The 25,866-nt window shown below is 62.9% G+C and carries 24 protein-coding genes and 1 pseudogene; 7 read left to right on the forward strand and 18 right to left on the reverse strand.

What is annotated here, in order from left to right:
- Nucleotides 1–56 precede the first annotated feature (56 nt).
- The 5 genes and pseudogenes from FKL89_RS17820 to FKL89_RS17840 all read right to left on the reverse strand — a co-directional run bounded on the left by FKL89_RS17820 (nucleotide 57) and on the right by FKL89_RS17840 (nucleotide 3,535).
- Nucleotides 57–380 carry a hypothetical protein gene (locus FKL89_RS17820; RefSeq protein ID WP_156864073.1) on the reverse strand — a complete coding sequence of 108 codons (324 nt, stop codon included), beginning with the start codon at nucleotides 378–380 and terminating at the stop codon, nucleotides 57–59.
- Between the two features lie 44 nt (nucleotides 381–424).
- Nucleotides 425–1,072 (reverse strand): annotated as a pseudogene (gene can / locus FKL89_RS17825) (carbonate dehydratase); the annotation flags it as partial.
- A 269-nt stretch (nucleotides 1,073–1,341) separates the two neighbouring features.
- Complete coding sequence (locus tag FKL89_RS17830; RefSeq protein WP_156864075.1) at nucleotides 1,342–2,505, reverse strand: isovaleryl-CoA dehydrogenase; 1,164 nt, start codon at nucleotides 2,503–2,505, stop codon at nucleotides 1,342–1,344.
- Between the two features lie 87 nt (nucleotides 2,506–2,592).
- Entirely contained in the window at nucleotides 2,593–3,018 is a 426-nt protein-coding gene (locus tag FKL89_RS17835) for a PaaI family thioesterase (RefSeq protein WP_156864076.1), read from the reverse strand.
- A gap of 94 nt (nucleotides 3,019–3,112) precedes the next feature.
- Complete coding sequence (locus FKL89_RS17840) at nucleotides 3,113–3,535, reverse strand: MerR family transcriptional regulator (protein WP_156864077.1); 423 nt, start codon at nucleotides 3,533–3,535, stop codon at nucleotides 3,113–3,115.
- Between the two features lie 88 nt (nucleotides 3,536–3,623).
- Between FKL89_RS17840 and FKL89_RS17845 the strand changes: the two genes are divergently transcribed.
- Nucleotides 3,624–4,691 carry an MBL fold metallo-hydrolase gene (locus FKL89_RS17845; protein WP_156864078.1) on the forward strand — a complete coding sequence of 356 codons (1,068 nt, stop codon included), beginning with the start codon at nucleotides 3,624–3,626 and terminating at the stop codon, nucleotides 4,689–4,691.
- 37 nt (nucleotides 4,692–4,728) lie between these two features.
- On the opposite strand, the gene msrB is transcribed toward FKL89_RS17845, so the two are convergent.
- Genes msrB through ttcA form a run of 4 tightly spaced genes read right to left on the reverse strand, consistent with a single transcriptional unit; the run spans nucleotide 4,729 to nucleotide 9,072 of the window.
- Nucleotides 4,729–5,130, reverse strand: a complete 402-nt coding sequence (gene msrB, locus FKL89_RS17850; protein ID WP_156864079.1) for a peptide-methionine (R)-S-oxide reductase MsrB — start codon at nucleotides 5,128–5,130, stop codon at nucleotides 4,729–4,731.
- A gap of 49 nt (nucleotides 5,131–5,179) precedes the next feature.
- On the reverse strand, nucleotides 5,180–5,923 hold the full coding sequence (locus FKL89_RS17855; protein ID WP_156864080.1) for a hypothetical protein: 744 nt from the start codon (nucleotides 5,921–5,923) through the stop codon (nucleotides 5,180–5,182).
- Between the two features lie 39 nt (nucleotides 5,924–5,962).
- Nucleotides 5,963–8,059, reverse strand: coding sequence for a molybdopterin-containing oxidoreductase family protein (locus tag FKL89_RS17860; protein ID WP_156864081.1), 2,097 nt, complete (start codon nucleotides 8,057–8,059; stop codon nucleotides 5,963–5,965).
- Nucleotides 8,056–9,072 (reverse strand): tRNA 2-thiocytidine(32) synthetase TtcA, encoded by a 1,017-nt coding sequence (ttcA, locus tag FKL89_RS17865; RefSeq protein WP_156864082.1) that lies wholly within the window; start codon nucleotides 9,070–9,072, stop codon nucleotides 8,056–8,058. Before ttcA ends, FKL89_RS17860 begins: the two co-directional genes overlap by 4 nt.
- Before the next feature lie 108 nt (nucleotides 9,073–9,180).
- Here ttcA and FKL89_RS17870 point away from each other — a divergent pair, with 108 nt between their 5' ends.
- Nucleotides 9,181–10,206: a S1C family serine protease gene (locus tag FKL89_RS17870; RefSeq protein WP_156864083.1), complete on the forward strand. Its 1,026-nt coding sequence runs from the start codon at nucleotides 9,181–9,183 to the stop codon at nucleotides 10,204–10,206.
- Nucleotides 10,207–10,281: 75 nt separating this feature from the next.
- Here FKL89_RS17870 and FKL89_RS17875 read toward each other — a convergent pair whose 3' ends face one another.
- The 5 genes from FKL89_RS17875 to groES form a co-directional block, all read right to left on the reverse strand.
- The gene (locus FKL89_RS17875; RefSeq protein WP_156864084.1) at nucleotides 10,282–11,682 is read right to left on the reverse strand and encodes a UbiA family prenyltransferase; all 1,401 of its coding nucleotides are present in this window, start codon (nucleotides 11,680–11,682) and stop codon (nucleotides 10,282–10,284) included.
- Between the two features lie 119 nt (nucleotides 11,683–11,801).
- Nucleotides 11,802–13,424, reverse strand: a complete 1,623-nt coding sequence (locus FKL89_RS17880; RefSeq protein ID WP_156864085.1) for a tetratricopeptide repeat-containing diguanylate cyclase — start codon at nucleotides 13,422–13,424, stop codon at nucleotides 11,802–11,804.
- A gap of 90 nt (nucleotides 13,425–13,514) precedes the next feature.
- Nucleotides 13,515–15,467, reverse strand: coding sequence for a hypothetical protein (locus tag FKL89_RS17885; RefSeq protein WP_156864086.1), 1,953 nt, complete (start codon nucleotides 15,465–15,467; stop codon nucleotides 13,515–13,517).
- Between the two features lie 227 nt (nucleotides 15,468–15,694).
- Nucleotides 15,695–17,344, reverse strand: coding sequence for a chaperonin GroEL (groL, locus tag FKL89_RS17890; protein ID WP_156864087.1), 1,650 nt, complete (start codon nucleotides 17,342–17,344; stop codon nucleotides 15,695–15,697).
- 179 nt (nucleotides 17,345–17,523) lie between these two features.
- Nucleotides 17,524–17,814: a co-chaperone GroES gene (groES, locus tag FKL89_RS17895; RefSeq protein WP_156864778.1), complete on the reverse strand. Its 291-nt coding sequence runs from the start codon at nucleotides 17,812–17,814 to the stop codon at nucleotides 17,524–17,526.
- 413 nt (nucleotides 17,815–18,227) lie between these two features.
- Between groES and FKL89_RS17900 the strand changes: the two genes are divergently transcribed.
- Nucleotides 18,228–18,851 (forward strand): restriction endonuclease, encoded by a 624-nt coding sequence (locus FKL89_RS17900; protein ID WP_238363416.1) that lies wholly within the window; start codon nucleotides 18,228–18,230, stop codon nucleotides 18,849–18,851.
- 3 nt (nucleotides 18,852–18,854) lie between these two features.
- On the opposite strand, the gene FKL89_RS17905 is transcribed toward FKL89_RS17900, so the two are convergent.
- Together FKL89_RS17905 and FKL89_RS17910 are read right to left on the reverse strand one after the other, a co-directional pair.
- Nucleotides 18,855–19,493 carry a GDSL-type esterase/lipase family protein gene (locus FKL89_RS17905; protein WP_156864780.1) on the reverse strand — a complete coding sequence of 213 codons (639 nt, stop codon included), beginning with the start codon at nucleotides 19,491–19,493 and terminating at the stop codon, nucleotides 18,855–18,857.
- A gap of 44 nt (nucleotides 19,494–19,537) precedes the next feature.
- On the reverse strand, nucleotides 19,538–20,773 hold the full coding sequence (locus FKL89_RS17910; RefSeq protein WP_238363417.1) for an alcohol dehydrogenase: 1,236 nt from the start codon (nucleotides 20,771–20,773) through the stop codon (nucleotides 19,538–19,540).
- Between FKL89_RS17910 and FKL89_RS17915 the strand changes: the two genes are divergently transcribed.
- The 3 genes from FKL89_RS17915 (at nucleotide 20,762) to FKL89_RS17925 (ending at nucleotide 24,109) form a co-directional block, all read left to right on the forward strand.
- Nucleotides 20,762–21,523 (forward strand): SDR family NAD(P)-dependent oxidoreductase, encoded by a 762-nt coding sequence (locus tag FKL89_RS17915; RefSeq protein WP_156864088.1) that lies wholly within the window; start codon nucleotides 20,762–20,764, stop codon nucleotides 21,521–21,523. The two genes, FKL89_RS17910 and FKL89_RS17915, sit on opposite strands and share 12 nt — an antisense overlap.
- Before the next feature lie 67 nt (nucleotides 21,524–21,590).
- A complete protein-coding gene (locus FKL89_RS17920; RefSeq protein ID WP_156864089.1) occupies nucleotides 21,591–23,447 on the forward strand; it encodes a S8 family serine peptidase in 1,857 nt (618 codons plus the stop codon).
- A 20-nt stretch (nucleotides 23,448–23,467) separates the two neighbouring features.
- Nucleotides 23,468–24,109 (forward strand): 3'-5' exonuclease, encoded by a 642-nt coding sequence (locus tag FKL89_RS17925; protein WP_156864090.1) that lies wholly within the window; start codon nucleotides 23,468–23,470, stop codon nucleotides 24,107–24,109.
- A gap of 19 nt (nucleotides 24,110–24,128) precedes the next feature.
- Here FKL89_RS17925 and FKL89_RS17930 read toward each other — a convergent pair whose 3' ends face one another.
- Complete coding sequence (locus FKL89_RS17930) at nucleotides 24,129–24,437, reverse strand: putative signal transducing protein (protein WP_156864091.1); 309 nt, start codon at nucleotides 24,435–24,437, stop codon at nucleotides 24,129–24,131.
- 113 nt (nucleotides 24,438–24,550) lie between these two features.
- On the opposite strand from FKL89_RS17930, the gene FKL89_RS17935 reads away from it, so the two are divergent.
- Nucleotides 24,551–25,090 (forward strand): nuclear transport factor 2 family protein, encoded by a 540-nt coding sequence (locus FKL89_RS17935; protein WP_156864092.1) that lies wholly within the window; start codon nucleotides 24,551–24,553, stop codon nucleotides 25,088–25,090.
- A 20-nt stretch (nucleotides 25,091–25,110) separates the two neighbouring features.
- On the opposite strand, the gene FKL89_RS17940 is transcribed toward FKL89_RS17935, so the two are convergent.
- The gene (locus FKL89_RS17940; RefSeq protein ID WP_156864093.1) at nucleotides 25,111–25,842 is read right to left on the reverse strand and encodes a site-2 protease family protein; all 732 of its coding nucleotides are present in this window, start codon (nucleotides 25,840–25,842) and stop codon (nucleotides 25,111–25,113) included.
- Between the last annotated feature and the right edge of the window lie 24 nt (nucleotides 25,843–25,866).

Below are 25,866 nucleotides of genomic sequence, written 5' to 3' on the forward strand. Positions count from 1 at the left end.
CCTGCCTGGTACCGGCCGGCGCTGGTCGCGGCAAAGCCGCTCCTACAGGGTTGTGTTCATGGCTTGACGAAAAAGCGGGTCCAGCGCGAGGCAAACGCGCCGATCACGGCGCCGAGCACGGTGGCAAGGCCAACGCCCGCGAGTGAAAAGCGCGTGGCACTCATGGCAATAGCCACTGCGGCAGCACCGACGATGGCCTGCAGGAGCGTACGACCGGCCGGGGGCCACGGCTTGCGCTCAATGGCGAGCGCAATGCCCAGCCATGCCAGCACGGCACCGAGCCACACAAGCAGGCGACCTGCGAGCGGCGCGACCGCGTACACGCCCATGCCAATGATGGCGATAAAGAAACCGAACAACATCCAGTGGTTGCGGGTCATGGCGTTGGCACCGCCGGATGCGGCGCAATCGCCTCGCCAGCTCGTGACTCGATGGCATTCAACGCGCGGGCGGACACTGCATCAACATCATTTGGACCGGAGAGATCAATATCCAGTGTGCGCAGCAGTCCGTCCTCGATGCCGTAAACACAACCGTGAATGGTCAGCGTCTGTCCGCGTGCCCACGCGTCCTGCACGACCGTGGTACGCGCAACGTGTACGACTTGCTCGGCCACGTGCAGCTCGCACAAACGACGCAGCTTGGCGTCGCGGTCTTCAATGGCATGCAGGCTGGCGCGATGCGCTTCAACCGTATCGCGCACATGTTGCAGCCAGTTATCCACCACGCCGAGGCGCAGATTGTCGTAGGCCGCCGCGATACCGCCGCAACCGTAGTGCCCGACCAGCAACACATGCTTGACTTTGAGAATTTCGACCGCGAAGTGCAGCACCGACAGGCAGTTCAAGTCGCTGTGCGCAACGACGTTCGCCACGTTACGATGCACAAACACATCACCCGGTGGCAGGCCGATGATCTGGTTGGCGGGAACTCGCGAGTCCGAGCAGCCAATCCAGAGGTATTCCGGCGCCTGCTGGTGCTTGAGCCGCTCGAAGAACTGCGGATCGTCGCGCAACACCCCATCCACCCAGGCGCGGTTGTTGGCGAACAGTTGTTGGAGCGAAGCGCTCATGCGGGCTGCGCCCGCAGGACGAAGGACATATCGGGCTGCCCCCGAAGGACGAAGGACGAAGGACGACGCCCGCGTTGCGGGCTAGGACGCAAAGGTTTGCAAACTGAGAATTTCATTCCGACATTATTGCGTGCGAACGTCACATTGGGGCAGGGCAGAAAGCATTGATCGAGCAGGCTGGTCGGTGAAGCTTTGCGTCTTAGCGCGAAGCGCGACATCATTCGTCCTTCGTCCTGCGCGTAGCGCTCTCGTCCTGCTCGCGAAGCGAGCTATTTAGTCTCGTTATACAGTTCGCGCCCGATCAACATGCGCCGGATCTCGCTGGTGCCCGCGCCGATCTCGTAAAGCTTGGCGTCGCGCCAGATGCGCCCGGTCGGGTATTCGTTGATGTAGCCGTTGCCGCCGAGCGCCTGAATGGCCTCTCCTGCCATCCAGGTGGCCTTTTCGGCGCACTGCAGGATCACGCCTGCCGCGTCCTTGCGGGTGACCTCCTGCCGGTCGCAGGCTTGCGCGACGGCGTACAGGTAGGCACGGCACATTGAATACGTCGAATACATGTCCGCCAGCTTGCCCTGCATGAGCTGGAATTCGCCGATTGACTGGTTGAACTGCTTGCGCTCATGCACGTACGGGATCACTACATCGAGTGCCGCCGCCATAAGCCCGACCGAACCGCCGGCAAGCACCGCGCGCTCGTAGTCAAGGCCGCTCATGAGCACATTGACACCCTTGCCAACTTCCTTGAGAACGTTTTCGGCAGGAACAATGCAGTCCTGAAACACCAGCTCGCAAGTGTTGCTGCCGCGCATGCCCAGCTTGTCGAGCTTTTGCGCCGTCGAAAAGCCCTTGAAGCCTTTCTCGATGATGAACGCGGTGATGCCGCGCGGGCCCAGGCCGGGATCGGTCTTGGCGTAGACCACCAGCGTGTCGGCGTCGGGCCCATTGGTGATCCACATCTTGTTGCCGTTCAACACGTAGTGGTCGCCCTTGAAGTCTGCACGCAACTTCATGCTGACCACGTCCGACCCCGACCCCGGCTCGCTCATCGCGAGCGCACCCACATGCTCGCCAGAAATCAGTTTCGGCAAATACTTCTTCTTCTGCGCGTCACTGCCATTGAGCTTCAACTGGTTGACGCACAGGTTGGAATGTGCGCCATAGGACAGACCCACTGCACCGCTGGCACGGCTGATCTCCTCCATCGCCACCACATGCGCGAGATAGCCGAGCCCGGTACCGCCGTACTCCTCGGGCACGGTGATGCCGAGAATCCCCAGATCGCCCATCTTTTTCCATAGATCCATCGGGAACAGATTGTCGCGGTCGATCTCGGCCGCACGTGGCGCGATCTCGTCCTGCGCGAACGCATGCACGCTGTCGCGCAGCATGTCAATATCTTCGCCCAGGTCGAACTTGAGTTGCGGGAACTGCATGGTGGCCTCCTGTAGGAGCGGCTCTGCCGCGACCGCATTCGAACGCGGCGGCGAAGCAGGTCGCGGCAAAACCGCTCCTACAGAGTGCTATTTCTGTGGCAGTGCGATCAGCGTCTGCTGCATCATGGCGCAGAGCGTCTCCTTCCCGTCTTTCATCACCCACACCTTGCCCTGAGTGATGGTCAGCGTACGGCCTGACTTCATGACCTCGGCGCGGGCACGCAGTTTTTCGCCGTCCCCGGGCGCCATCGTGTTGAGCTTGTATTCCACCGTCAGCACACCGCTGCCGGGCGGCATCATGGTGGCTCCTGCGCAGCCACCGGCGGTATCGACCAGCGTCGCGATGATGCCGGCATGGAAGTAGCCGTGCTGCTGCGAAAGCTCCGGCTTGAAGTCAACTTCCATCTCGACCACGCCTTCGTCAACCTCCGTCACGCGCGCACCGATCAGCCGCATTGCGCCCTGCGCCTGCAGGATGTTGAGGATATCGGTTGTTTTTTGCGCAGTCAGCATGTCAGCATTCTAGACGACACGTTGACGTTTACGTCAACGTAACTTCAAATTCTGTCGTCGTCGACCGCGTCTGCGCAGCCCGAACACGGTTGGCTTATTGAGCCGCTTTCAACCGTTTGCGGCAGTCCCTCTCAATCGCGGAAATTTCCGCGAGCACGACATCAATGTCCTCGCGCTGCTGCTCCAGCATGTCGCGACGTCGCGCCAGCACTTCGAGGAATTTCTCGAGCTGCGAGCGCTCACTGTTGTCCGCCTTGTAAAGATCAAGGATTTCGGCGATCTCGGCCAGACTCATGCCAAGCCGTTTGCCGCGCAGGATCAGCTTCAGCCGCACCCGCTCGCGCGGCGTGTACAGGCGCCGCGTGCCGCGCCGCTCCGGCGCGAGCAGACCCTGGTCTTCGTAGAAGCGGATGGCGCGCGTGGTAAGCGCAAACTCATCAGCGAGCTCGGTAATGGTGAAGGTTTCGCGACGAGCGGTCGCCGGTGCGCCGGGCGCAGTAGCAATGGGTTCTGGCATGCATGGAGTTTATGGCAACGCACCTGATCGTGTCGTGATAAGTTGACGTTAACGTCAACCGACGACCGATTCGGCTACTATCGGCTGCATGACTGCTGCACTCTCCTTCCCGCACGCTGCGCCGCCCGCACCCGGCGAGTTCATCGACATCGCACCCGGCATCAAATGGATCCGCATGCCGCTGCCATTCGCGCTCGACCATATCAATCTCTGGCTGATCGAGGAACCCGCGAGTGCGGACGACCCGCGCGATGGCTGGACAGTGGTCGATACCGGCTTCGGCGTCGATGCAACGCGGGCGCTGTGGCAACAGCACTTTGCGCAGACGATGGGCGGCAAGCCGCTCAAGCGCATTGTCGTGACCCACTATCACCCGGATCACCTGGGCAACGCGCAATGGCTGGCTGAGCACTTCGCCACCTCGCAGGGCGCGATCATTGTGGAAATGAGTCTGACTGAACTGCTCGCTGCGCACAGCGTGGCTGAGGGTAGTGGCGCCTATCAGCGCAGCAATCTGGCGGCGTTTTTCCGGGCGCACGGCCTGACCGAAGAACAGATTGATGTCACGGCCAATCGCGGCAACACCTACAGCTTTGGCGTGCCCACGCGCCCGCCATGCTGCAACCGCATCATGCCGGGCGATACGGTGGAAATGGGTGGCAAGTTCTGGTCAGCGATCGGTGGCTACGGTCACACCACGGAGCACCTGAGCTTCTACTGCGAAGAGTTGAAGGTATTGATCAGTGGCGACATGCTGCTGCCGAAGATTTCCACCAACATCAATGTGTGGCCGGTGACGCCACTTGCTGACCCGGTGACTGACTACGTGAGTTCGTTGCAGGCATTCAAGTATTGCGAAGCCGACACCCTGGTGCTGCCGTCGCATGGACTGCCGTTTAGTGGCATCGCGACACGCGTGCAAGCGCTGGAGACGCACCACGAAGACCGCATGAACGAGCTCTACGGCGCCGTCGCCGAAAGTCCAAAAACCGCAGCAGATCTGATCCCCACGCTGTTCCGCCGCAAGCTCGACAATCACCAGCTCTTCTTCGCCATCGCCGAAGCGGTAGCGCACGTAAATCACGGCTGGCGAATTGGGCGGCTCACACGTAACGTCGGTGACGATGGTCGCATCCGTTTTGGAATGGCGGCCTGATTCTGCATTGGATTGAGGGCCGCTACGGCCCTCGGTTTCAGCCCGGCGCAGTTTCTACAAACTGCAGGGCCTCGGAGTTGATGCAGTAGCGTAGTCCGGTTGGTTTCGGCCCGTCGGGGAATACGTGGCCCAGATGGGCATCGCAGCGGGCGCAGAGCACTTCTGTTCGCCGCATGCCGAAGCTGTTGTCCTCGTGCATCGTGACATGATCAGCGACCGTCGGACGAAAGTAGCTGGGCCAGCCCGTGCCAGAATCGAATTTGCTGTCGCTGGCGAACAGCGGCAAGTCACAGCAGACACAGTGATAGACACCAGTCTTGTCGTGGTCCCAGAAGCCGCCGCAAAACGCGGGCTCGGTACCATGCTTGCGCGTGATTCGGTATTGCTCCGGGGTGAGCTGGGCACGCCACTCGGCGTCGGTCTTGACTATTTTTTCCATGACAGAAATCCTGCTTTGACGCCGTTGGTAGTGGAATCGGCCATGATCCTTACGGCGCTTTCAGGGCATCGGCGGCCAGCCTGTACCAGGCTTTGTGCAAATCCTGTGTGTGGGCGGGCGCGAGGCGGCCTTCCTTGACCACCTGCTCGTAGAGTTCGCGCGCTTCACGGCGACGGCCCGATTCGTCCAGATACTGCGCATAGCGGCAACGGGCCACCGGGCCATTGGCGGTGGTGACGGCGTGCTGGAAGGCCGCATCGGCACTGCCATCGCCCAGACGCGCAAGCGCAAAGGCGTAGCCAAGATCGTCGTCCGGCTGCCGCGCATCCTTGCCGAGGGCGAAGAGGCGCTCGTAGCTGGCTCGCGCAGCGGACCAGCGCTCTGCAAGCAGATTGGTGGCAGCAAGGCTGCGCACGAAATGCACATCCTTTGCGTAGCTGCCACTGGCGCACTCGTCGTAATGCTTGATGGCTTCGTCGTAGCTACCGGCTGCGGACAGTGCAGCCGCCAGCGCAGCGCGGTTGGCAGCCGTCGGCGAGCGCTCGAATTCGGTTTCCGCCTCGCGCATTGCCCGATTGGGATCAACGGCGGCCTCCACTGCACGCAATACCTTGCGGCCGCCGCGTGAATAGCGCATCTCCGGCAGGTACTCGCTGATGAAGTAAATCAGGCTGCCGAGAAACGGCGCCATCGTCATGATCATGATCCAGTACCAGGGGCGCCCGGTGCGCAGCACGTGCGTGGCGAAGAAAACGACGATAAGCAGATCAACTACACCAAGGGCATAGGGCATGGCGCAAGCTCGTGAAGAGGTCGAGAGCGGAAAGCAGCCTTATAGCGCAGCCACCTCAACCCGGCAATCGTAGAACGTGGCGCCGCCGCCCATGTCGGCCAGCGCCTGGCTGGTGAGATCGTTGACGAAACCATCGGCGCCGGGATGATTGCGCCAGTGCCCCCAGAGAATGGTGGCGACGCCCGGCCGGGTGTTTTCGCTCAGCCGCATGGTGAGCTGCATGCTGCCGCGGCGGTTCCACACGCGTACACGCTGGCTGTCGGTGAGATCGCGGGCTTGCGCGTCGGCAGGGTGCAGTTGCAACGTCGGCGCGCCATAGCCGGCCATCAATTCGTCAATGTTGCCGAAGGTGCTGTTCATGGCGTTGCGCAGCGGCGGCGTGTTCAGTGCCAGTGGGAACTCCTTCGCCACGTCGCTCGCGTCACCTTCGTGCGGTGGCACGTAGTTTGGCAGCGGGTCAAGGCCGCGACTGGCCAAGGTTTCCGAATAGAACTCGCACTTGCCAGACAACGTACCAAAGCCGCCATCGGCAAACGGGGTGATGAAACCGTCCTTTTTCGGGTAGTTCAGACGCAGGAAACCGTCGCGTTCCAGTGCGTCGAAGGACTGGCCGGCGAGCGAAGGATGATTCCAGTCGAAGGCATGGCGGATCAGAGACTCGTCGTCCTCGCCAAAGCAGGGATCGGTGAGACCCATTGTCCGCGCGAGACGACGGAACAGCTCGGTGTTGGGCAGACTTTCGCCGACCGGAGCAATCGCACGCCGGTTGATGACGAGATCGTAGTGACCGTAGCTGCGGTTGATGTCGTCGTGCTCGGGCGAGGTCGTCGCCGGCAGCACAATGTCGGCGAAGCGGGCGGTATCGGTGATGAACACGTCGTGCACGACAGTGAACAAATCCTCGCGGGCGAGGCCGCGCAGCACCACGTTGCCATCGGGTGCAACCGCGCCGGGATTGGAGTTGTAGACAAACAGCGATTTGACCGGTGGATCGTTGGTAACGGTCAGCGCATCGCCGAGCGCATTCATGTTCACCACGCGCGGCAGCTTACCGCCGCGCTTTGGCATCAGATCCGGTCGCTCAAGATAGCCCAGATTCATCGGGTAAGCGCCCGAGGTAGAGAGCTGCAGGCCGCCGCTCGCCTCGCGCCACGCGCCGGTCAACGCCGGCAGGCAGGCAATCGTGCGCGTCGCCATGCCACCGCCACCGTGACGCTGCATGCCGTAGTTGAGCCGGATGGCGGCCTTCTTCGTGGCCCCATAGGCTGCAGCGAGCGCTTCGATGTCTGCCGCCGGAATACCGCAAATAGCGCTGGCACGCTCTGGCGTCCAGTCGGCGACACGCTCTTTCAGCGGCCCAAAGCCGAGGGTGTGGCGAGCGATGTATTCGTGATCGAGACGGTCGTCGCGAATCAATACGTGCATCATCGCCAGCGCCAGCGCGGCGTCGGTGCCGGGCTTGATTGGCAACCACTGATGGCACTTCTCGGCCGACAGTGAGCGATAGGGATCAATCGCAATCAGCCGGGCGCCGCGCCGCTTGGCCTCCTGACAGCGGCTCCACAGATGCAGGTTCGACGTGATCGGGTTGGTGCCCCACAGGATGATCAGCTCGCTGTGTGCAAAGGCCTCAATGTCGGTCCCAAGGCGCGAGCCCAGCGTCACCGTGAGGCCGGCCGCGCCGGCGCTCGCACAGATGGTGCGGTCGAGCTGCGAAGCGCCGAGGACGTGGAAGAAGCGGCGATCCATCGAACCGTACTGCAGCATGCCCATGTTGCCGGCGTAGCTGTACGGCAGGATCGCCTCGGCCCCGTGGTCCGTGATGATTGACCTGAACTTGTCCGCTATGGTCGCGAGTGCCTCGTCCCACGAGATCGGTGCGAACTTGCCTTCACCCTTGGCGCCAACGCGCTTGAGCGGTGTTTTGACTCGGGTCGGGTGATAGGTACGCAGCGGGTACTTCGCGACCTTGGTGCACAGCACGCCGGCCGTGACGCTGTGCGTCGACGAACCCTTGACGTCGACCAGCTTGCCATCGGAAACGTGATATTCCAGAGCGCAAGTGTCCGGGCAGTCGTGCGGGCAGGCGCCCTTGACGATGAGGACGTCTGTCAGATTCGCGGTTGATGCGCTCATTGCGCCGAGACCGCGGCGAACACGGGCTTGTCGGTCTGCGCCTGCACCGCGTCGCGCTGCATGGCTGATTCAATTTCGGGATCGACGTCAAAGGCAGTGTCGCCACCGTCGAACTGCGCCAGTGCGTGTGGTTCGACAGGCTCACCACGAACGGAAGATAGCCCCTGAAAATCAAACAGCTTCGAATCCGCCAGATGCGACGGCACCACATTCTGCAAACTGCGGAACATGGTTTCGACGCGGCCGGGGAATTTCTTGTCCCAGTCCTCGATCATGCGGCCGACCACGGCGCGCTGCAGATTGGGTTGTGAGCCGCAAAGGTTGCAGGGGATGATTGGGAACTCGCGCTCCTTCGCGTATTTCACAATGTCCTTCTCGCGCACATAGGCGAGCGGGCGGATGACAATGTGTTCGCCGTTGTCGGAGACCAGCTTGGGCGGCATTGCCTTGAGCTTGCCGCCGTAGAACATGTTCAGGAAGAAGGTTTCGAGGATGTCTTCGCGGTGGTGTCCGAGCGCAATCTTGGTGCAGCCCAACTCCTTCGCGGTGCGATAGAGAATGCCGCGGCGCAGCCGCGAACACAGCGAGCACATGGTCTTGCCTTCCTCGAGCACTCGTGTGACGATGGAGTACGTATCCGATTCAACAATCTTGAAATTGACGCCGAGCTGTTCGAGATACTGCGGGAGGATGTGCTCGGGGAAGTCCGGCTGCTTCTGATCGAGGTTGACAGCGATCAGTTCAAAGTTCACGGGCGCCACCACTTGCAGCGCGAGCAACAGGTCGAGCAGTGTGTAGCTGTCCTTGCCGCCCGAGAGGCAAACCATGATGCGGTCGCCTTCGCTGATCATGCCGAAATCGGTGACTGCGGCACCCACAATGTTGCGCAGGCGTTTGCCCTCGCGCGTGAGCGAGAACGGCAGCTTGCGCGGTTGCCGCGCTGTCGCTACGGGCGTTTGTGTGCTTTCGGCGACCGACAGAGAAACTTCGGTTGCGGTATTGGCCTGATTCATGCGAGTATTTTAGGCAGGCAAGCCGTGCTGCAGTGTTTCTGCCCCGAAAAGCAACGCTATGGCCACGGCCAGGGTTTGTCGTTCACCGATGCAGCAAGGAGCGAGACGATGCGCCGATTGACCACTTTGTTCGCAGGTTTTGCCACGCTGGCGATGATTGTTGCGGCGTTTGCCACGCTCGCCCAGGACATAACGACGGGTGAAAAGTTCTCCGACAAAATGAGCGCGGAGGTTATCGAGAAGGCGATCTCGGGAGTAGTGAAGCTGCGGACGCTGGCGGCGCCGTCGGCCCGGAGCAATGCCACGCTGGGTGCCGAGCGTGAAGGCAACGGTGTGCTGCTGTCGCCGCGTCTCGTGCTCACCATCGGCTACCTCATCATGGAGGCCGATGAAGTGGAAATCACCGACCACAAGGGCCGCAGGCTTCCCGGCAAAGTGGCGGGTTTCGACCAGGAGACCGGGCTAGGCCTCGTGCGTCTGCTGGCACCAGCACAGGGCGAACCGTTCGTGCTGGGCGACGCCAGGGCACTCAAGGAGAAGGATGCCGTGCTCGCTGCTGGTGCGCGCGGCAACATTGCTCCGGCCTTTGTTACCTCCCGCCGCGAATTCACCGGCGGCTGGGAATATCTGCTCGACAGTGCGATCTTCACTTTTCCGCCGATTGCCGACTGGGGCGGCGCGGCGCTGATCGAGCCTTCGGGCAAGCTGGTAGGCGTCGGCTCGCTGTTTGTTCGTGATGCCGACGGCAAGGGCAAAGGCATACCCGGCAACATGTTCGTACCGGTCGATATCCTGAAACCGATCCTCGATGAGCTGATTGAAACCGGCCAGCGCAAGGGTGCGCAGCGGCCGTGGTTGGGCATCACGACGTTCGAGGATGAAGATGGTGTCAACGTCGGTCGCCTCTCTCCGGATGGCCCCGGTGACAGGGCCGGGCTGGAGCGCGGTGACATCATTGCTGCCGTCGGGCCCACCGCCGTCAAAACGCTGGCTGAGTTCTATCGCGCAGTGTGGGCGCGCGGCGAAGCAGGCGTCCGAGTCCCGCTGAAAGTCATGCGCGGTGACCGGGAATTGACGCTTTGGGTGCGCAGCATTGATCGCAACGGCTTTTTCGCTGCGCGCACCGTGCACTAGAAGCTCACCAGCCTTGCAGCCGTTGTGACCTCACAACGGCCGTTGTCGCGTCGGCCTGCAAATCGCCGCAGCTGGCTAAACCGCCAGCACAACGCAGACCCCGGTTGCCAGTGCGCACCCCCATGAGACCGCGTCACGGGTGGCGAACAATACCGGGTCATCGTCCATCAGGCCCGCCATCGCCAGACGCCACATCCGGGCGAGCCACAGCAGCACTACCGCCACCATGCCCCACAGCCACAGCGGATCGCCGTATAGCGTGCTGACCTGGTCACTCGCCACGTAAAGCGCGAGCACCAGACAGGCGGCAATCGCTGACCCGACACCAAAACCGTTGACGAAGGCTGCGTCTCGCCCCGTGTAACCACGGCCGGGCAGCGCCTGGTCAGGCGCCAGACGATCAATGTCGGCTGCCCGCTTCAACAGTGCCAGACTCAGAAACGCGAATACGGAAAACGCGGCAAGCCATGCCGAAAGCGGCACGCCAACTGCCACCGCACCAGCAACAATGCGCAACGTGTAGAGGCCAGCCAGACAGAATACGTCGTACACCGGCAACCGCTTGAGCCAGCTGGTATAGCCCGCGTTCACCAGCACATAGGCACCGATCACCGCGACGGCGGCCCATCCGGCGAACCAGGCCAGCACAAGACCACCAGCGAGCAGCGCCCCGGACGCTAACGCTGCAGGCGCCAGTTGCAGATCCCCGGCCGCCAATGGCCGTCTCCGCTTGCTTGGGTGCGCCCGGTCGGATGCGAGATCGAACAGGTCGTTCACCACGTAGATGGATGAACACACAGCACAGAAGGCGGCAAATGTCAGCAAAGTAGCGTGCCAGGACGCCGCCACCGCCCACTGATGAGCGGCAAGCGGTGCCACGAAGACCAACACATTCTTGACCCAATGCCGCACGCGCAGCAATTTCAGCCAACGACCGACACCGCCTGCGGCGGGTGTACCCGGCAACCGCTGCCCGCCCGCCGGCAGCAGCGATGACACCGTGAAGCGCTGCGCTGCGTGTGGCCATACAGCGAGGTCAGCGCGGGAATCACCGATGTAGTCAAAGCCCTGTTCGCCAAACAGTGGCACCAGTCGTTCCGCCTTGGTATGCGCCTTCAGATTGCGTATGCCGTCGGACGCGATCACCCGGTCAAACAGGCCGAGCTCAGCAGCACAAGCTTGCGCCACGAGGTCATCGGCAGCCGTGGCCAACACTGTGGTGCGCCCTGCCGCACGCGCGTCGCGCAGGGCATCGACAACTGCCGTGTTCCAGGGCAAGCTGGGGAAGTCCGGCAACGCCATCGATGCGAGCTGTCGCTTGAACGCACTGCGCCCACGCAGTAGCCAGAGCGGCACCGCCAGCGGCAGCCACCAGCGCCGCCGCCAAGCCGCGAAAAATGTCTCCCACAGGGTGTCAGTGCGGCAGAGTGTTCCGTCGAGATCCACCACCAGTGGTCGCAGGTTTGGGGCAGGCATGATGGTCAGCGCGAGTCAGCAGCCATTGACGCAGTCGCGGCAATCGCAGATACAGTGGATGCGAAGGCGCATGCTACACGCTGCGAAAGCAACCACCGTCGTGGCTGGCGTCGGTTGGGTCAGTCGTTGACCCGAACCGTCACTGCGCGGTTCTTGCCGGCCTGCTTGGCTCGCCTTATCGCCGCATCAACCCGCTTCAACAAATAGGGCAGCGTCGCCAGCGCCTTGCTATGCGCGCAGGCCACACCGACGCTGACGGTCACTGCGATCGCCTTGCCGTCATGCACCACCGGGCTCTCCGAAACTTTGGTCAACACCCGCGCTGCAATCGCTGCTGCGATGCGCGGACCGACACCGGGACAGAGCACGAGAAATTCATCGTCGCCAGCACGCCCCATCAGGTCATTGACACGCAGCGCCTGCCGCAAGCGCTCGACAACACCCTCCAGAACGGCATCGCCGGCGAGGTGGCCGCGCTCGGCGTTGATGGCGCGGAAGTCGTCAACATCGATCATGATCAACGCCACCGGTTGCTGCGGACCGCCGGCCAGCTTGCCAATCGCCGCCTCGAAGGCGACGCGATTGAGCGCTCCTGTCAGCGGGTCACGCGCCACCTGACGCGCCATTTTCTGCGCCTCGGCCTGAGTTTCGATCAGACGCAAAGTCAGTTCGTTGACCGCTGCCGACTCGCGACGCCCGCGCGCCTCGGTGCGTTCCACTTCTTCGACAAACTGTACGGCGATACGCTGGCTTGCCAGATGCACCCGATGTGCGTCGGCTCGGGCAGCGAGAAAGTCGGTAACGGCATCCATCGTGCGATCGACATCGCCAGCATCGCGTTCGAGCTGGACGCGGGCCAGCGCGGCGTCTTCACGCATCGCGTGCAGCGACGGATCGGCGGGCAGCATGGCAGCTTCATCCAGCCGGGCGCGAGCGTCATCATGACGACCAAGCGCGACCAGCCAGCGCGCGTTATCGATCAATACCCGCAGCAAGGAATGAACGTTGCGGCGGCTGCGCAACTGCACGGCAGCCGCATCAGCGTCAACCACGGCATCCGCCAATCGGCCCTGGCGGGCAGCGACTTCGGCACGCGTATGCAGCAGGTTGGGCAGCCATTCACGCAACACGGGCGATTGCGCGATGGTCATCGCCTCGTCGATTTTGCTGGCAGCTTCATCCAGACGCCCCAGCGCGCAATACTCGCGTGCCATGTTGTTGAGCGCCGCCGTACGAACCGCAGCGAGCGGTTTGGTGGTGGCGATCGCACAGGCCCGTTCGAACAGCGACAGCGCGGTGTCATGCTGCTCCAGCTGAGCGTACATCGGTCCCAGGCTCTGCAGCAATTTGGCCTGCTCGTCCGGCAGGTGCTCCTGCTCGGCGATGGTGATTGCTTCGCGCATGGCGCGAATGGCAAGGTGGAAATTCTGCAGGAATAGGTGGATATTGCCGCTAATGGCCAGCAGCGGAATCTTGTCGCGTGCTTTATGTTCGCGAATCGCCAGATCGAGCCCGCGCCTGGCAAACTGGAGGCCTTCGAGCCAGCGTCCTGCTGCCTGGCAACCGGAGGCGCACAGACGCAGCACATACAGCGTTTCGTCGGTCGACAAGTCGCCGTGATAACCGGTCAACAGCGCTTCACCACGCTCGAGCGCAGCGACATTGAGCACCTGCGGCAACGCCCGGAGCACGGCAAGCTCGGCCTCGACGTGGCGGCGGGAAGGTGACTTCAGCTTGCGCATGGGTTCAGTGTACGTCGCGCTGCTACGGCCCGCTCGCCCGGTTCCGCCTTTCGCGAAACACCGGGCCAATCTGGCCGGCGACGGCGCGAATCAGTCGCCGCTACGCAGCTCCGGCGTACGGACGACTTTCAGATAACCCCCAGTCGCGACGAAGACATGCGCGCCGCCATCCGGCGTGCTGCCGGCGTGACGGGCATTGCCGAACAGGGTGACCGTCTTCCTGACTTGCCCGGTGTTGGCGTCGACCCAGGCGAAGCGCTCCCAGTCGGCGACCAGACTCCATAGCCCTTTCAGCGCACCGAGCAGACCATCGTTGTCCGGCTTCTCGCGTGCCAGCAACAGCGGTGTGCGGGCACCAGCGTCGGTGACGTCGGCAACCGGGAATGCGGCAACACCACGACGGAGTGCGTCCTGCGCCTCATAGGTGACGTTGCCGCCCTTCTTGATCACAGTGTAAGGCGAGACCTGCTGCCCCTCATTGGTCGGCCAGCGACGAAGGCCGACGCCGGAGGCCGGGATGTCCACCACCACGACCGGTTCGCGTTCGACCATGATGCGCAAACGATCAGCGCTGGTTTGCGTCTTCAGGTACTTTTCATTGTGGTCCAGCACCAGTGTCGAGCCCTGATCTTCGGTCTTGCCAAAGCCGCGCAGATCGACAAACTGCGCGCGTTCGATGTCGAGCACACGCAGCTTCCACGGGCCGTTGGCCTTGCTGGTGAGGATCGTCTTGATCATGTACCAGGGCAGGAACGGGTCGTCACGATAGAGATCAATGGCGAACCGTTTGTCGTCGGTGTACTCAGGTCGTTCAACGCAGCAGATCGTCGTATTGGCGCCATCCTTGCCGTGCACCCACGGCACCCCCGCGTTGAACCAGATGATGAGCGGGCCGGTCACCAGCATCGCGACGCCGAACAGACCCATCATCGCCCACGACTGTGCCTCGGCCGCGTAGGGCCGGATCTTGCCGGTACGGTTGAAGATGTCGAGCAGGTTCATGAAGCTCAACTGGCTGATCGCGCCCGCCGGGTTGGCCAGCAGGAACGACAGCGGCAGATAGAACGTCAGTACCGCGCCGACGATCACCCAAATGATCCAGTAACTGCCAAAGGTGCCCGCCGCGATGTAGCGACGGGCGCTGCCTATGTCTGCCGCCGTCGTTGCCACTGGGAACGAGGGATTCGCCGCGCCGGGCACCGGCGTGGGGGTTGCATCGGCGACGCTCGTCGAGACCGGTGACTGCTGCGGCGTCGCTCCCGGCTGCGCAAACGGCGCGCTACTGGCGGTCACTCCTGACGAAGGCGGTGTGATTGGCGGCTCCATGGTCGGCGGCGCTTGCGGCACAACTGCCGGACCCGGTTGCGGGACCACAACCGCGCCCGAAGCACCTGCGTTGCCGACGGGAGGACGCCGCTGATCCCCACCCGCCCGCGCGGCTGCGGCGTTGCCGTTGGCGTCACTCGCCTGTGCCCGCGCTTCGACATTGAGCATGTTTGCGCACGCAGCTCCACCCTTCCACGCACAGTCCTCGGTCGCCTGCGCGCGCACTGGATCATGCGGCGGTTGCGGCAACGGTGCTGGCGGAGCGGCGCGGGTGGCAGCGGCGAGCGTGACTGGGATGTTCACGCTGCACTGCCGGAATACCTGGTCCCCGGCCGTGGAAATCTGCCGCATGGCACCGGCGACTGCGTTGCCCTCCAGTCGCAGCGAGCCCACGGTACGCCAACGCCCCTGCTTGCGCGAGGCGGGCGACCACGCGCCCAGCGCGTCAATCTCGAAGCCACCGCGTGACCAACGCACCTGCGCTGACTCGCTGAACTGCCCATTGCCACGCTGCCACAGCACGGTATCGCCCACCACCTGCAATTCAACGGGCGACGACCAGCCAGCGTTCGACGGGTTGCCGATTACCGCGCTGCACTGCAGCTGCCCGGCGTAATTGCCGTCACGGACCGGACCGGCCAGGGCGGCAGACAGCAGGCCAAATGTCACCGCAAGTGACAGCAGCAGGGAACGAAAGAGCGATGAACGAGGCAGCATGAACAGAAAGAGGCAAGTACCGCACCAGTTTAGCTGCGCCAAGGTCCTGTTTCGCTGACGACAAACAAAACAAAAGGCACCCGAAGGTGCCTTTTGTTTTGCTACGGTTGGCTGGAGCAGCCAACGAGCGAGTATCCGGGATGCAGTGCGAGGCGCGCTCGGCCGACGCGTACTTGACGTACGCGAGGTCGAGCGCAACGAAGCAATGCGCCCGGAGACGAAGCTCGTTACATGCCCATGTCGCCCATGCCGCCCATTCCACCCATCCCGCCGCCACCAGGCATCGCCGGTGCGTCGTCTTTCGGCGCTTCGGCGATCATGGCTTCGGTGGTGAGCATCAGGCCTGCGACCGATGCGGCGTTTTGCAGCGCGGTGCGGGTGACCTTGGTCGGGTCGAGAATGCCCATTTCGATCATGTCGCCGTAGGTGTCGTTGGCGGCATTGAAGCCGTAGTTGCCCTTGCCAGCGAGGATGGCGTTGACCACCACGCTCGGCTCACCACCGGCGTTGGCAACGATCTCGCGCAGCGGCGCTTCGATCGCTTTCAGCACCAGCTTGATGCCGGCTTCCTGATCGTGGTTGTCACCCTTGATCGTGCCAGCAGCCTGACGGGCGCGCAGCAGCGCAACGCCGCCACCGGCGACCACGCCTTCTTCAACGGCGGCACGGGTTGCGTGCAGCGCATCTTCAACGCGGGCCTTCTTCTCTTTCATTTCGACTTCGGTCGCAGCGCCAACCTTGATCAGCGCAACACCGCCGGCCAGCTTGGCCACGCGCTCTTGCAGCTTTTCCTTGTCGTAGTCGCTGGTCGCTTCGTCGATCTGCTTGCGGATCTGGGCAACACGGCCCTTGATCGTGTCTTCCTTGCCGGCGCCGTCGATGATCGTGGTGTTCTCTTTGCCCACTTCGATCTTCTTGGCCTGGCCGAGATCAGCCAGTGTGACGCTTTCGAGCTTGAGGCCAACTTCGTCGCTGATGACGGTGCCGCCAGTCAGGATGGCGATGTCTTCCAGCATGGCCTTGCGACGGTCGCCAAAGCCCGGGGCCTTGACGGCAACGGTCTTCAGGATGCCACGGATGTTGTTGACCACCAGGGTTGCCAGCGCTTCGCCATCGACTTCTTCAGCGATGATGAGCAGCGGACGACCAGCCTTGGCCACTTGCTCCAGCGTCGGCAGCAGATCGCGGATGTTCGAGATCTTCTTGTCGTGCAGCAGGATGTAGGGGTTGTCCATCAACGCCAGTTGCTTGTCCGGGTTGTTGATGAAGTAGGGGCTAATGTAGCCGCGATCGAACTGCATGCCTTCGACGACGTCGAGCTCGTTCTCGAGCGACTTGCCGTCTTCAACGGTGATCACGCCTTCCTTGCCGACTTTTTCCATCGCGTCAGCGATGATGTTGCCGATCGAGTCATCGCTGTTGGCCGAGATCGAACCGACTTGAGCGATTTCCTTGCTGGTGGTGGTCGGCTTCGAGGCCTTCTTCAGCTCGGCGACGAGGGCGGTGACCGCCTTGTCGATGCCGCGCTTGAGGTCCATCGGGTTCATGCCGGCGGCAACGAACTTCATGCCTTCGCGCACGATGGCCTGGGCCAGCACGGTCGCGGTGGTGGTGCCGTCACCAGCGTTGTCGGAGGTCTTGGATGCAACCTCTTTCACCATCTGCGCGCCCATGTTCATGAGCTTGTCCTTGAGCTCGACCTCCTTGGCGACCGAGACACCGTCCTTGGTCACCGTCGGGGCGCCGAACGAGCGCTCGAGCACCACGTTGCGGCCTTTCGGGCCGAGCGTGACTTTGACTGCGTTGGCGAGGATGTTCACACCCTCAACCATGCGGGCACGTGCGTCACCGCCAAATACAACTTCTTTAGCTGCCATGTTTTTCTCCTGGGCTTGCTGCGCCGGGCGATCACTGCGTTGCCGTCGACCTCGTGTACATCAGTACACGTCGGTCAACGGCGCCTTGTGCTCATCCCGGCTCGCGGCGCCCGAAATTGGGTTCGTTGATTAGTTTTTGAATCTGGAATTGCCGAAGCAATCGGTTGCGTACGCCCGAGTTACTTGGTGACGACAGCCATGATGTCCTCTTCGCGCATGACCAAGAGTTCATCACCGTCCACCTTGACCGTCTGGCCGGCGTACTTGCCGAACAGGACCTTGTCGCCCACTTTGACGTCCGGCGCGTTTTGCTTGCCGCTGTCGTCACGCTTGCCGGGGCCAACGGCGAGCACTTCACCCTGGTCGGGCTTCTCGGTGGCGGTGTCCGGGATCACGATGCCGGACGCGGTTTTGCGCTCTTCTTCCAGGCGCTTGACGATCACGCGATCGTGCAGGGGGCGAAGTTTCAGTGACATGAAGAGTTCTCCTTGAACAATTCTCGGGTTTTGAAATCGGAGGCATCCGCCAGCCGCATCGGGCCTTGGCGGACGATTGGCAACCTGCGTAGAGGATGCAACCGTAGCGAGCGCTAACTGCGGAGAAATCCGATTGTTAGCACTCGCCCCTGATGAGTGCTAATTATAGGTAGCGACGGCGACGTTTCAAGCCGGAAGGCAGGGCATCGTCATATTGGCTTTTTAATGAAACTACCATTTCATAAGGGTTCATAGCGGAAAATTGCGAAAGTCGACTTTCGATGAAAATGCGCTATTAGCCCATATCAGATGGGCATTTTTGAGAAAAGATGATCGTAGCCTGCTCCGGTCCTGACATCCGGCGCCGCGTGCTACAAACACGCTCCCGATCCGCTGGATGCCCGCCCGTGCAGTTTTCGCTTCCGTCCTTCAAGATGTCCGACCGCTCGCTGTTCGCGGTGCTGCTCCGCTCGCCGTGGTGGATCAGTTTTGCCGTCGCCGCAGCCGTTGGTTTTGCCTGCTACAGCCTGTTCCCCGCCCGCTATGCAGCCGTCGGTGCGGTGTCGGGCCTGCCGTTCGCAGTGATCGGGGCCATCGCGGCGTGGCGGCAGTGGCAGGCGCCCAGCCCGGCCAAAATCGACGCCACATTACAGGCGCTAGCCGCGCTGCCGGGCCGCGATTTCGTCGCCGCGCTTGAGCGCGCCTACGTCGCTGACGGCTACACCGTGACACGCTTCAAAGGCAGCGGCGCGGACTGGATCATCAGCAAGGGCTCGCGCAGCGCCCTCGTCAGCCACCGGCGCTGGAAGGCCGCCAATCACGGCGTGGAACCCCTGCGCGAACTGTCCGCCGCACTCGCCTCGCCAGCGGGCGACGACGTCGGGCAGGGCATCTACATTGCGCTGAACGCACCCAGCGACGCCGCCCGGCAATTTGCCGCGAAGAACAGCCTCCGCATCGTGACCGGCACCGAGTTGGCGCTGCTGATGCAGACTGTGATCAGCTCCGGCGGCGGCAAACGCGCTGCCTGAAAGTCACAGCAACTGCGCCGCCCGCGCCGCGTCGGCAAGGCTGCGGGCAAATGCTTCATAGCCCTGCGCGTTGGCGTGAATCTGGTCAGAGCGCAGTGCCGCATTGGCCAGCACCGTGGACCAGCCCTTCGCATGTAGCGGCAGGCGCAGCGAATCAGCGATCTCCTCGTAGAGCGGATGATCGGACAGTGATCCAGCAATCACCGCCGCTGCGCTCAATGCCGGCACCGCAATCAGCATCACCTGCGCGCCGCTGACCAGCACCTGTTCGCAGGTACGCTGGATATTCGCGCGCGTAGTGGCATCGCTGATGCGACGCAGAAAGTCGTTGCCACCGATTCCCACCAGCACCAGTTGCGGTGCGTGTTCCTGCAGCAGCGCAGGCAGGCGTGCGAGCGCCTGTGCAGAAGTGTCGCCGGGGACACCAGCGTTAATCACGTTCCAGCCAGTCAGCCGCGCCAGCACGGTGGGATAACTGGTCTCGGGCGACGCCCCGGTGCCGAAGGTGAGCGAATCGCCCAGCGCGAGCACGGTAGCGCCGGCCGCAACACGACGCCCGCTAACGCGTTTGCGCCCACAGCTGGGCAGCAGCGGCGCCGCCAGCAGCGCGCCAAGAAAACGTCGTCGTGACCGTACTTTCACTTTCAATACGTTATCCCTACCTTGCGAAGGTCGGCCACCGAAAACTACGGCTGCAATACTACCCGGCCCACCACGCGGCCATGCGTAAGGTCATCCAGCGCCTCGTTGACGGTCGCCAGCGGCCGCCGGTCGAGGGGGATCTCCGGCAGCGTCTTCTTCTGCGCCAGCGCCACCAGCTCGCGCAGCTCATTGAGACCACCGACGTAGGAGCCGATGATCGAAATCGACTTCAAGGCAAACATCGGCAGCGGCATTTTGAACTCGCCGCCGAACAGGCCGACGATCACCACCGTTCCAGCGCGCCGGACCAGATTGACGGCGAGCGTCGAGCTGGCTTCCGAGCCAACAAAGTCGATCACACCCGACACATTGAATCCGCAGGCCTTGTTGATGGTTTTCAGCGCATCCGCCGCACCGGGGTCGAATGCCAGCGCGGCACCGTGGGCAAGCGCCGATTCGCGCTTGGCAGGATCAGGGTCAATCGCCACGATCTTTGCCGTCGATGTCGCACTCAACAAGGCGACGCCGGTCATGCCGACACCGCCACAACCAATCACCGCGATCCAGCCATCGGCCGCCGCTGAGGGCAACTTGCGGATGGCCGACAGCGCAGTAATACCGGCGCAGGCAAAAGTCGCCGCCCGCGCCGGATCCAAGCTGCCGATGGGCACCAGATACTTTTCATGCGGCACCCGCGCCGTATCGGCATAACCACCCGGCTCGTGGAAGCCCATATTGCGCGCGGCCTTCACGCACAAATGTTCGTCGCCGCTCTGGCAGGTGGTGCACTCCCCGCAGCCAAGCCACGGGTAGACCACAACTTGTGTGCCAACAGCAACGCCTGAAACTTCGTGGCCGATCTCCACCACTTCACCGACGATCTCATGCCCCATTGTGACCGGCAGCTTGATGCCTGCACGTTCGAACGACGACAGTTTGCCGCCGCCCATGTCGAAGCCGCCGGCCTGCAGGTGCAGGTCGGAATGACACATTCCGCAGTGCGTCACCCTCACAGTCACCTCGTGACCAACCGCCGGCGCCAGTGCGTCCTCCTGCTCAGCCAGCTGCCCGCCCCACGCGCTGAATGCCCAGCGATGTGCACACTGATATTTCATGGTTCCTCCCGAAATGTGGTGATGGCACCGGCACAGCCCCGCGCGGCGCAACTGGCGCAGTGGCGGCACCGAATCGACGCCGATTGTGTCGTTGCCGATTCGAGTGCGCACTCTTCTTTTGTCAGCTGCACAAGCGGACGCTAAGATGCCGGCATGAAGCAGCACCTATACATTCTCACTGGCGCCTCCCGCGGCCTTGGCCTCGGCATGGCACGGCAACTGTTGATGGCCGGTCATTCACTGCTTTGCATCGCAAGGCACCGTAACGACGAGCTCGGCTTGCTCGCTGGCAGCACGCCCCAGTGCACGCTCGAGCAATGGACTGCCGATCTTGGTGATGGCGGCGCTGCCGTTGCGGCGCGCCTGCACGACTGGCTGGTCAGTCTTGACGCCGACACCTACGCATCGGTCACGTTGATCAACAACGCCGCCGTGCTGCCGCGCATCGCACCGCTCGCCGACGCCAGCAGTGCTGACATCGCCAGCGTGCTGCGCGTCGGGCTGGAGGCGCCGATGCAGCTCACGGCGGCATTTCTGCGCGCCACCGCTGGCTGGTCCGCCGCCAGAAGGGTGCTCAACATTTCGTCCGGCAATGGCCGCCGCGCGATGGCATCGCAATCGCTGTACAGCGCAGCGAAGGCCGGCATGGATCACTACACACGTTGCCTCGCGCTGGAAGAAAGCTCACAAGCGAACGGCGCCCGAGTCTGTTCGCTGGCGCCGGGCATCATCGATACCGACATGCAGACCCATCTGCGCAGCGCCGATGCCGACGCGTTCCCGGATCATGCACGGTTTGTGGAGTACCACAGTAGCGGACAATTGCTGAGTATCGACGCCGCTGCCGAGCGCGTACTGCGCTACCTGGCGCGGCCCGACTTTGGCGACAACCCGGCCGGTGATGTGCTCGACTGACTGAGCGCGCAACAATTCGCAACGCTTCCATCACCTGCCATTCAACACTTTTTGCGTGAGCTATCCCATGCCCCTTCGTATCCTTGTCGCCGCAGCGCTGGTTAGTGCCACCGCAGCGCACGCGGCGGTCCCGTTCACCGCATCGGCACGACTGGCCAGCAAGGCCGACGCGTGGGTCCTTAAAGAACTCGCTACGGCGGCGACCGTGCCGGTACTGGTGCAGATGCCGTTGCAGGCCGATCTTTCGCAGGCGGCGACGATAACCGACAAGACCGCGCGTGGTCGCTATGTGTACGAGACGCTGCGCGAGCACGCCGACGCAACACAGGCCGATCTTCGGGGCTGGCTGGCAACACGTGGCGTCCAGCACCAGCCGTTCTGGGTCGCCAACATGATTCTGGTGCATGCCGATGCCGCCACCGCTGAGGCGCTGGCCAACCGGCCGGACGTCAAGCGCCTTGCCGCCAATCCAAGCGTCAAGCTGTCGCAACCGGCGCGGGAACAGCTGGTACTGGAACGCCCCGCCGCGGCGCCGACTGCAATATCGGCAGTCGAGACGGGCGTCACCAAGATTCGGGCCAACGAAATGTGGACGGCCGGATTCACCGGGCAGGGCATCGTCATCGGCGGTCAGGACACCGGCTATCGCTGGACCCACACAGCCCTCAAGGGCAAGTATCGCGGCTGGAACGGCAGCACTGCCAATCACAATTACCACTGGCACGACGCCATTCACTCCGGTGGCGGCTCCTGCGGCGCCAATTCGGTCACTCCGTGCGATGACCAGGGGCACGGCACCCACACGATGGGCACGATGGTCGGTGATGACGGCGGCAGCAATCAGGTGGGCGTCGCGCCTGGCGCCAAGTGGATTGGCTGCCGCAATATGGATCAGGGTAACGGCACGCCAGCCACCTATGCCGAGTGTTTCCAGTGGTTCATTGCGCCGACCGATCTTGCTGGCAACAACCCCGATCCGGCAAAAGCGCCACACGTGATCAACAATTCATGGGGATGTCCGCCATCGGAGGGCTGCACCGACGTCAACGTGTTGAAGACGGTGGTCGAAAGCGTCAATGCGGCCGGCATTCTTGTGGTGGTAAGCGCCGGCAATGACGGCTCGGCGTGCTCGTCCGTGCTGGACCCGGCAGCGATCTACGATGTCGTGTTGTCCGTTGGCGCCACTGACGGCGCCAGCACCACCGACGCCATCGCGTCTTTCTCAAGTCGTGGCCCCGTCACCGTGGACGGTAGCGGCCGCATGAAGCCGGACGTCTCGGCCCCGGGCGTATCGGTTCGGTCAAGTACGCGAACGTCCGACAGCAGTTATGGCTCATCAAGTGGCACATCGATGGCGGGACCGCACGTCGCAGGAGCGGCTGCGCTGCTCCTGTCGGCACGACCTGATCTGATTGGCAATCCCGACGCGATCAAGCGAGTGCTGATGCGGACTGCGGTGCGGCGTGCTGCGTCCGTGAACTGCGGCAATGTCGCCACCACGGTGCCCAACAACACGTTTGGCTGGGGTCGCATCGACATCAAGGCAGCCTACGACGGCGCCCCTGGGGCCACCCTCAACGTCGACAAGAGCACGCCCACCAATCTCTACGACGGTGCGACCGATGGTCTGCTGATCGCCCGCTATCTCGCTGGCTTCTCCGGCGGTGCGCTGACGGGCGATGCGCTCTCCAACGACGCCACCATCACCGATCCGGCAGCGGTCAAGACTCGTCTCGACAACATCCGTCCCGCGCTCGATGTTGATGGCGATGGCCAGTATCGTGTCGGCACCGATGGCCTGCTGATACTGCGCTACCTGCTCGGCCTGCGTGGCAACGCGTTGATTGCCGGGGCGCTGGGTTCAAATCCCGTACGAAGCACCGCGCCGGACATCGAGGCGTTCATCCAGCTGTTGATGCCCTGACCGCCGAACCCAGCAGGAACATGCGTCCACGCCCCCTCCCACCTGATGCCGAGCATATTGCTGCGCTGCCACCGTTCACCCCGCTCACGCTGGAGCGCATTCACGTGCCGGCGACAGAGGATGAGTGTGGGCAAGCCGCTGCCGAAATTTCGCGGCACGGCTACGTGGGCTTCGACACCGAATCAAAGCCGACCTTCCATAAGGGCGAAGCTTCAACCGGGCCGCACGTCGTGCAATTTGCCACCAGCGAGCGGGCCTGGCTGTTTCAGGTGAACAACCCTGCATCGCGCGCTGCGATCGCCTCACTGCTGGGCAGCACCACGACAGTGAAGGTCGGCTTCGGCCTGAAGTCAGACCGCAGCCACATCCGCGCCCGCCTTGGCGCGCCGCTGCGCGCCGTGCTCGATCTCACCACCTGGTTCCGGCAGGAGGGCTACCGCAATGAGATCGGCGTGAAGACGGCGGTCGCAATTGTGCTCGGGCAGCAGTTCAGCAAGTCAAAGCGGATGAGCACGTCGAACTGGTCACTGCCGACGTTGTCCAGCGGCCAGCAGGTTTACGCTGCCAATGATGCCTACGGTGCGATCGCGGTGTTCAACGCGCTAAACGCTGGCGCAGCAGGCGCCGAGCGCCGCTGGCCGATCACCGGGCTCGACGACTGACCCGGCAACTCGACACGCGTCAGAGCGGCGGCATCGGCGCGCCGCAGTTCCAGCAGGATTCAAAGCCGCCCTCGACAATCTCATGGCAGGCTCGGCAAGCCCAATGCCGCTGCGGCAGGTTTTGCAGATCGTGCAGCAGGCCCCTGGCGCGCGTTGCTTGCGCATCGTCGCTGACCCAGATTTCCGGCAGACACTGATGCGGCGGCAACTCACCAATGCCGCCGCCGAGGTACTGCCGCTGCACCGTGGCCTCGATGCCATCGCTGGCCAGCGCATCCAGCCATAGCGTGGCGATGGCGAGGTTGGGAGCATGCGCGACGCGTTGCATGGCTATAGAGCATAGTGCAGCCAGGTGTTGCCGTGAATACCCGCGACTCAACGCCCCGGGCCTGCGACCCGTCAGCCGACCATCGACAGCGGGCAGCGCGTTGGCGATGATGCGTGATCTACCAATCCGGGGTTCACGACATGCTGCCATTCTGCTCACCGCGCCGCGGCGCATACATCGCCATCGCGGTTGCCATTTTTACTGCCATCAGCACATCATCGCGTACGCACGCGCAACCTGTTCCCTCAGTAGCGCTAGCCCCGACTGTGACTTTGCGTGACCGCATCGAGACGCTGGACCACGAACTGTTCGAGGCCTTCAACCGCTGCGAGCTGGACAAGCTGGCGAACTTCTTCGACCCGGCGCTTGAGTTCTACCATGACAACAGCGGCGTGACGTGGGGCCGTGAGCAGTTCATCGCCGACGTGAAGGCCAATGTCTGCGGCAAGTTCAGCCGCAAGCTGGTTGCCGGTTCACTGGAAGTGTGGCCGATTGGCAACTGGGGCGCCGTGTATTCCGGAACCCATCACTTCTGCCCCGTCGGCGCGGCACGCTGCGCCGGCAGCGGACGCTTTCTGCACATCTGGCAGAACAAGGGCGGCGAGTGGCGAATCACCCGTGTGGTCAGCTACGACCATCGCGCACTGCCGTAATCGTTCGCCAGACAGCGCGATCAGAAGCCTTTCGCCACGCGCGCCGCCTGCACCATCTCGTGCACGTCATGCGTCATGACGGCGAGGAAGGCGAGCAGCACGATGTAATAGGTGGCGTATTCCAGCCGCGTGGCGCCAGAGACTGCGTAGTAGGTTTGCGCCTCTTCACTGTCGCTGCGGTACTTCCACGCCTTCCAGAGCTGCGGCGCCGCCATCAGCGCGATCAGGATAAGCATCGGGCTCGGTCGCCAGACAAACAAACCCACCAGCACCGGCACGCCGAGAAACCAGATGCGCGGCGACAGCACCGCCGTGATGCGTCCGCCGTCGAACGGTGACAGCGGGATCATGTTGAACAGGTTGAGAAAGAAGCCCGAGTACGCCACCGCCAGCAGCAGCGTGCTGTCGTAACTGCGCGCCAGAAAATAGACGACCAGCGCGCCAACCGTACCAATCAGCGGACCACCGAGACCGACGAAGGCCTCGGTCTCCGCGCTGTGCGGCTGGTCCTTTAGCTCAATCCATGCACCGAGAAACGGGATGAACGTCGGCGCGCCGACGTTGAGCCCGCGATGCCGCGCCGCGAAGTAGTGACCCATCTCATGCACGAACATCAGCAGCACAAAGCCGACCGCATAGCCCCAGCCAAAAATGAAAGCGTAGGCCACCACCGAGATCAGCATGGTGCCGCCGGTGGTGAAAATCTTTCCGAACTTGAGGCCGGAAAAGAGCAGGAGCAGGAGCTTGGTCATCGTGCGGGCTGGCGAGCAGGTATT

Source organism: Casimicrobium huifangae (assembly GCF_009746125.1).
In the GTDB taxonomy this organism is placed as follows: Bacteria; Pseudomonadota; Gammaproteobacteria; order Burkholderiales; family Casimicrobiaceae; genus Casimicrobium; species Casimicrobium huifangae.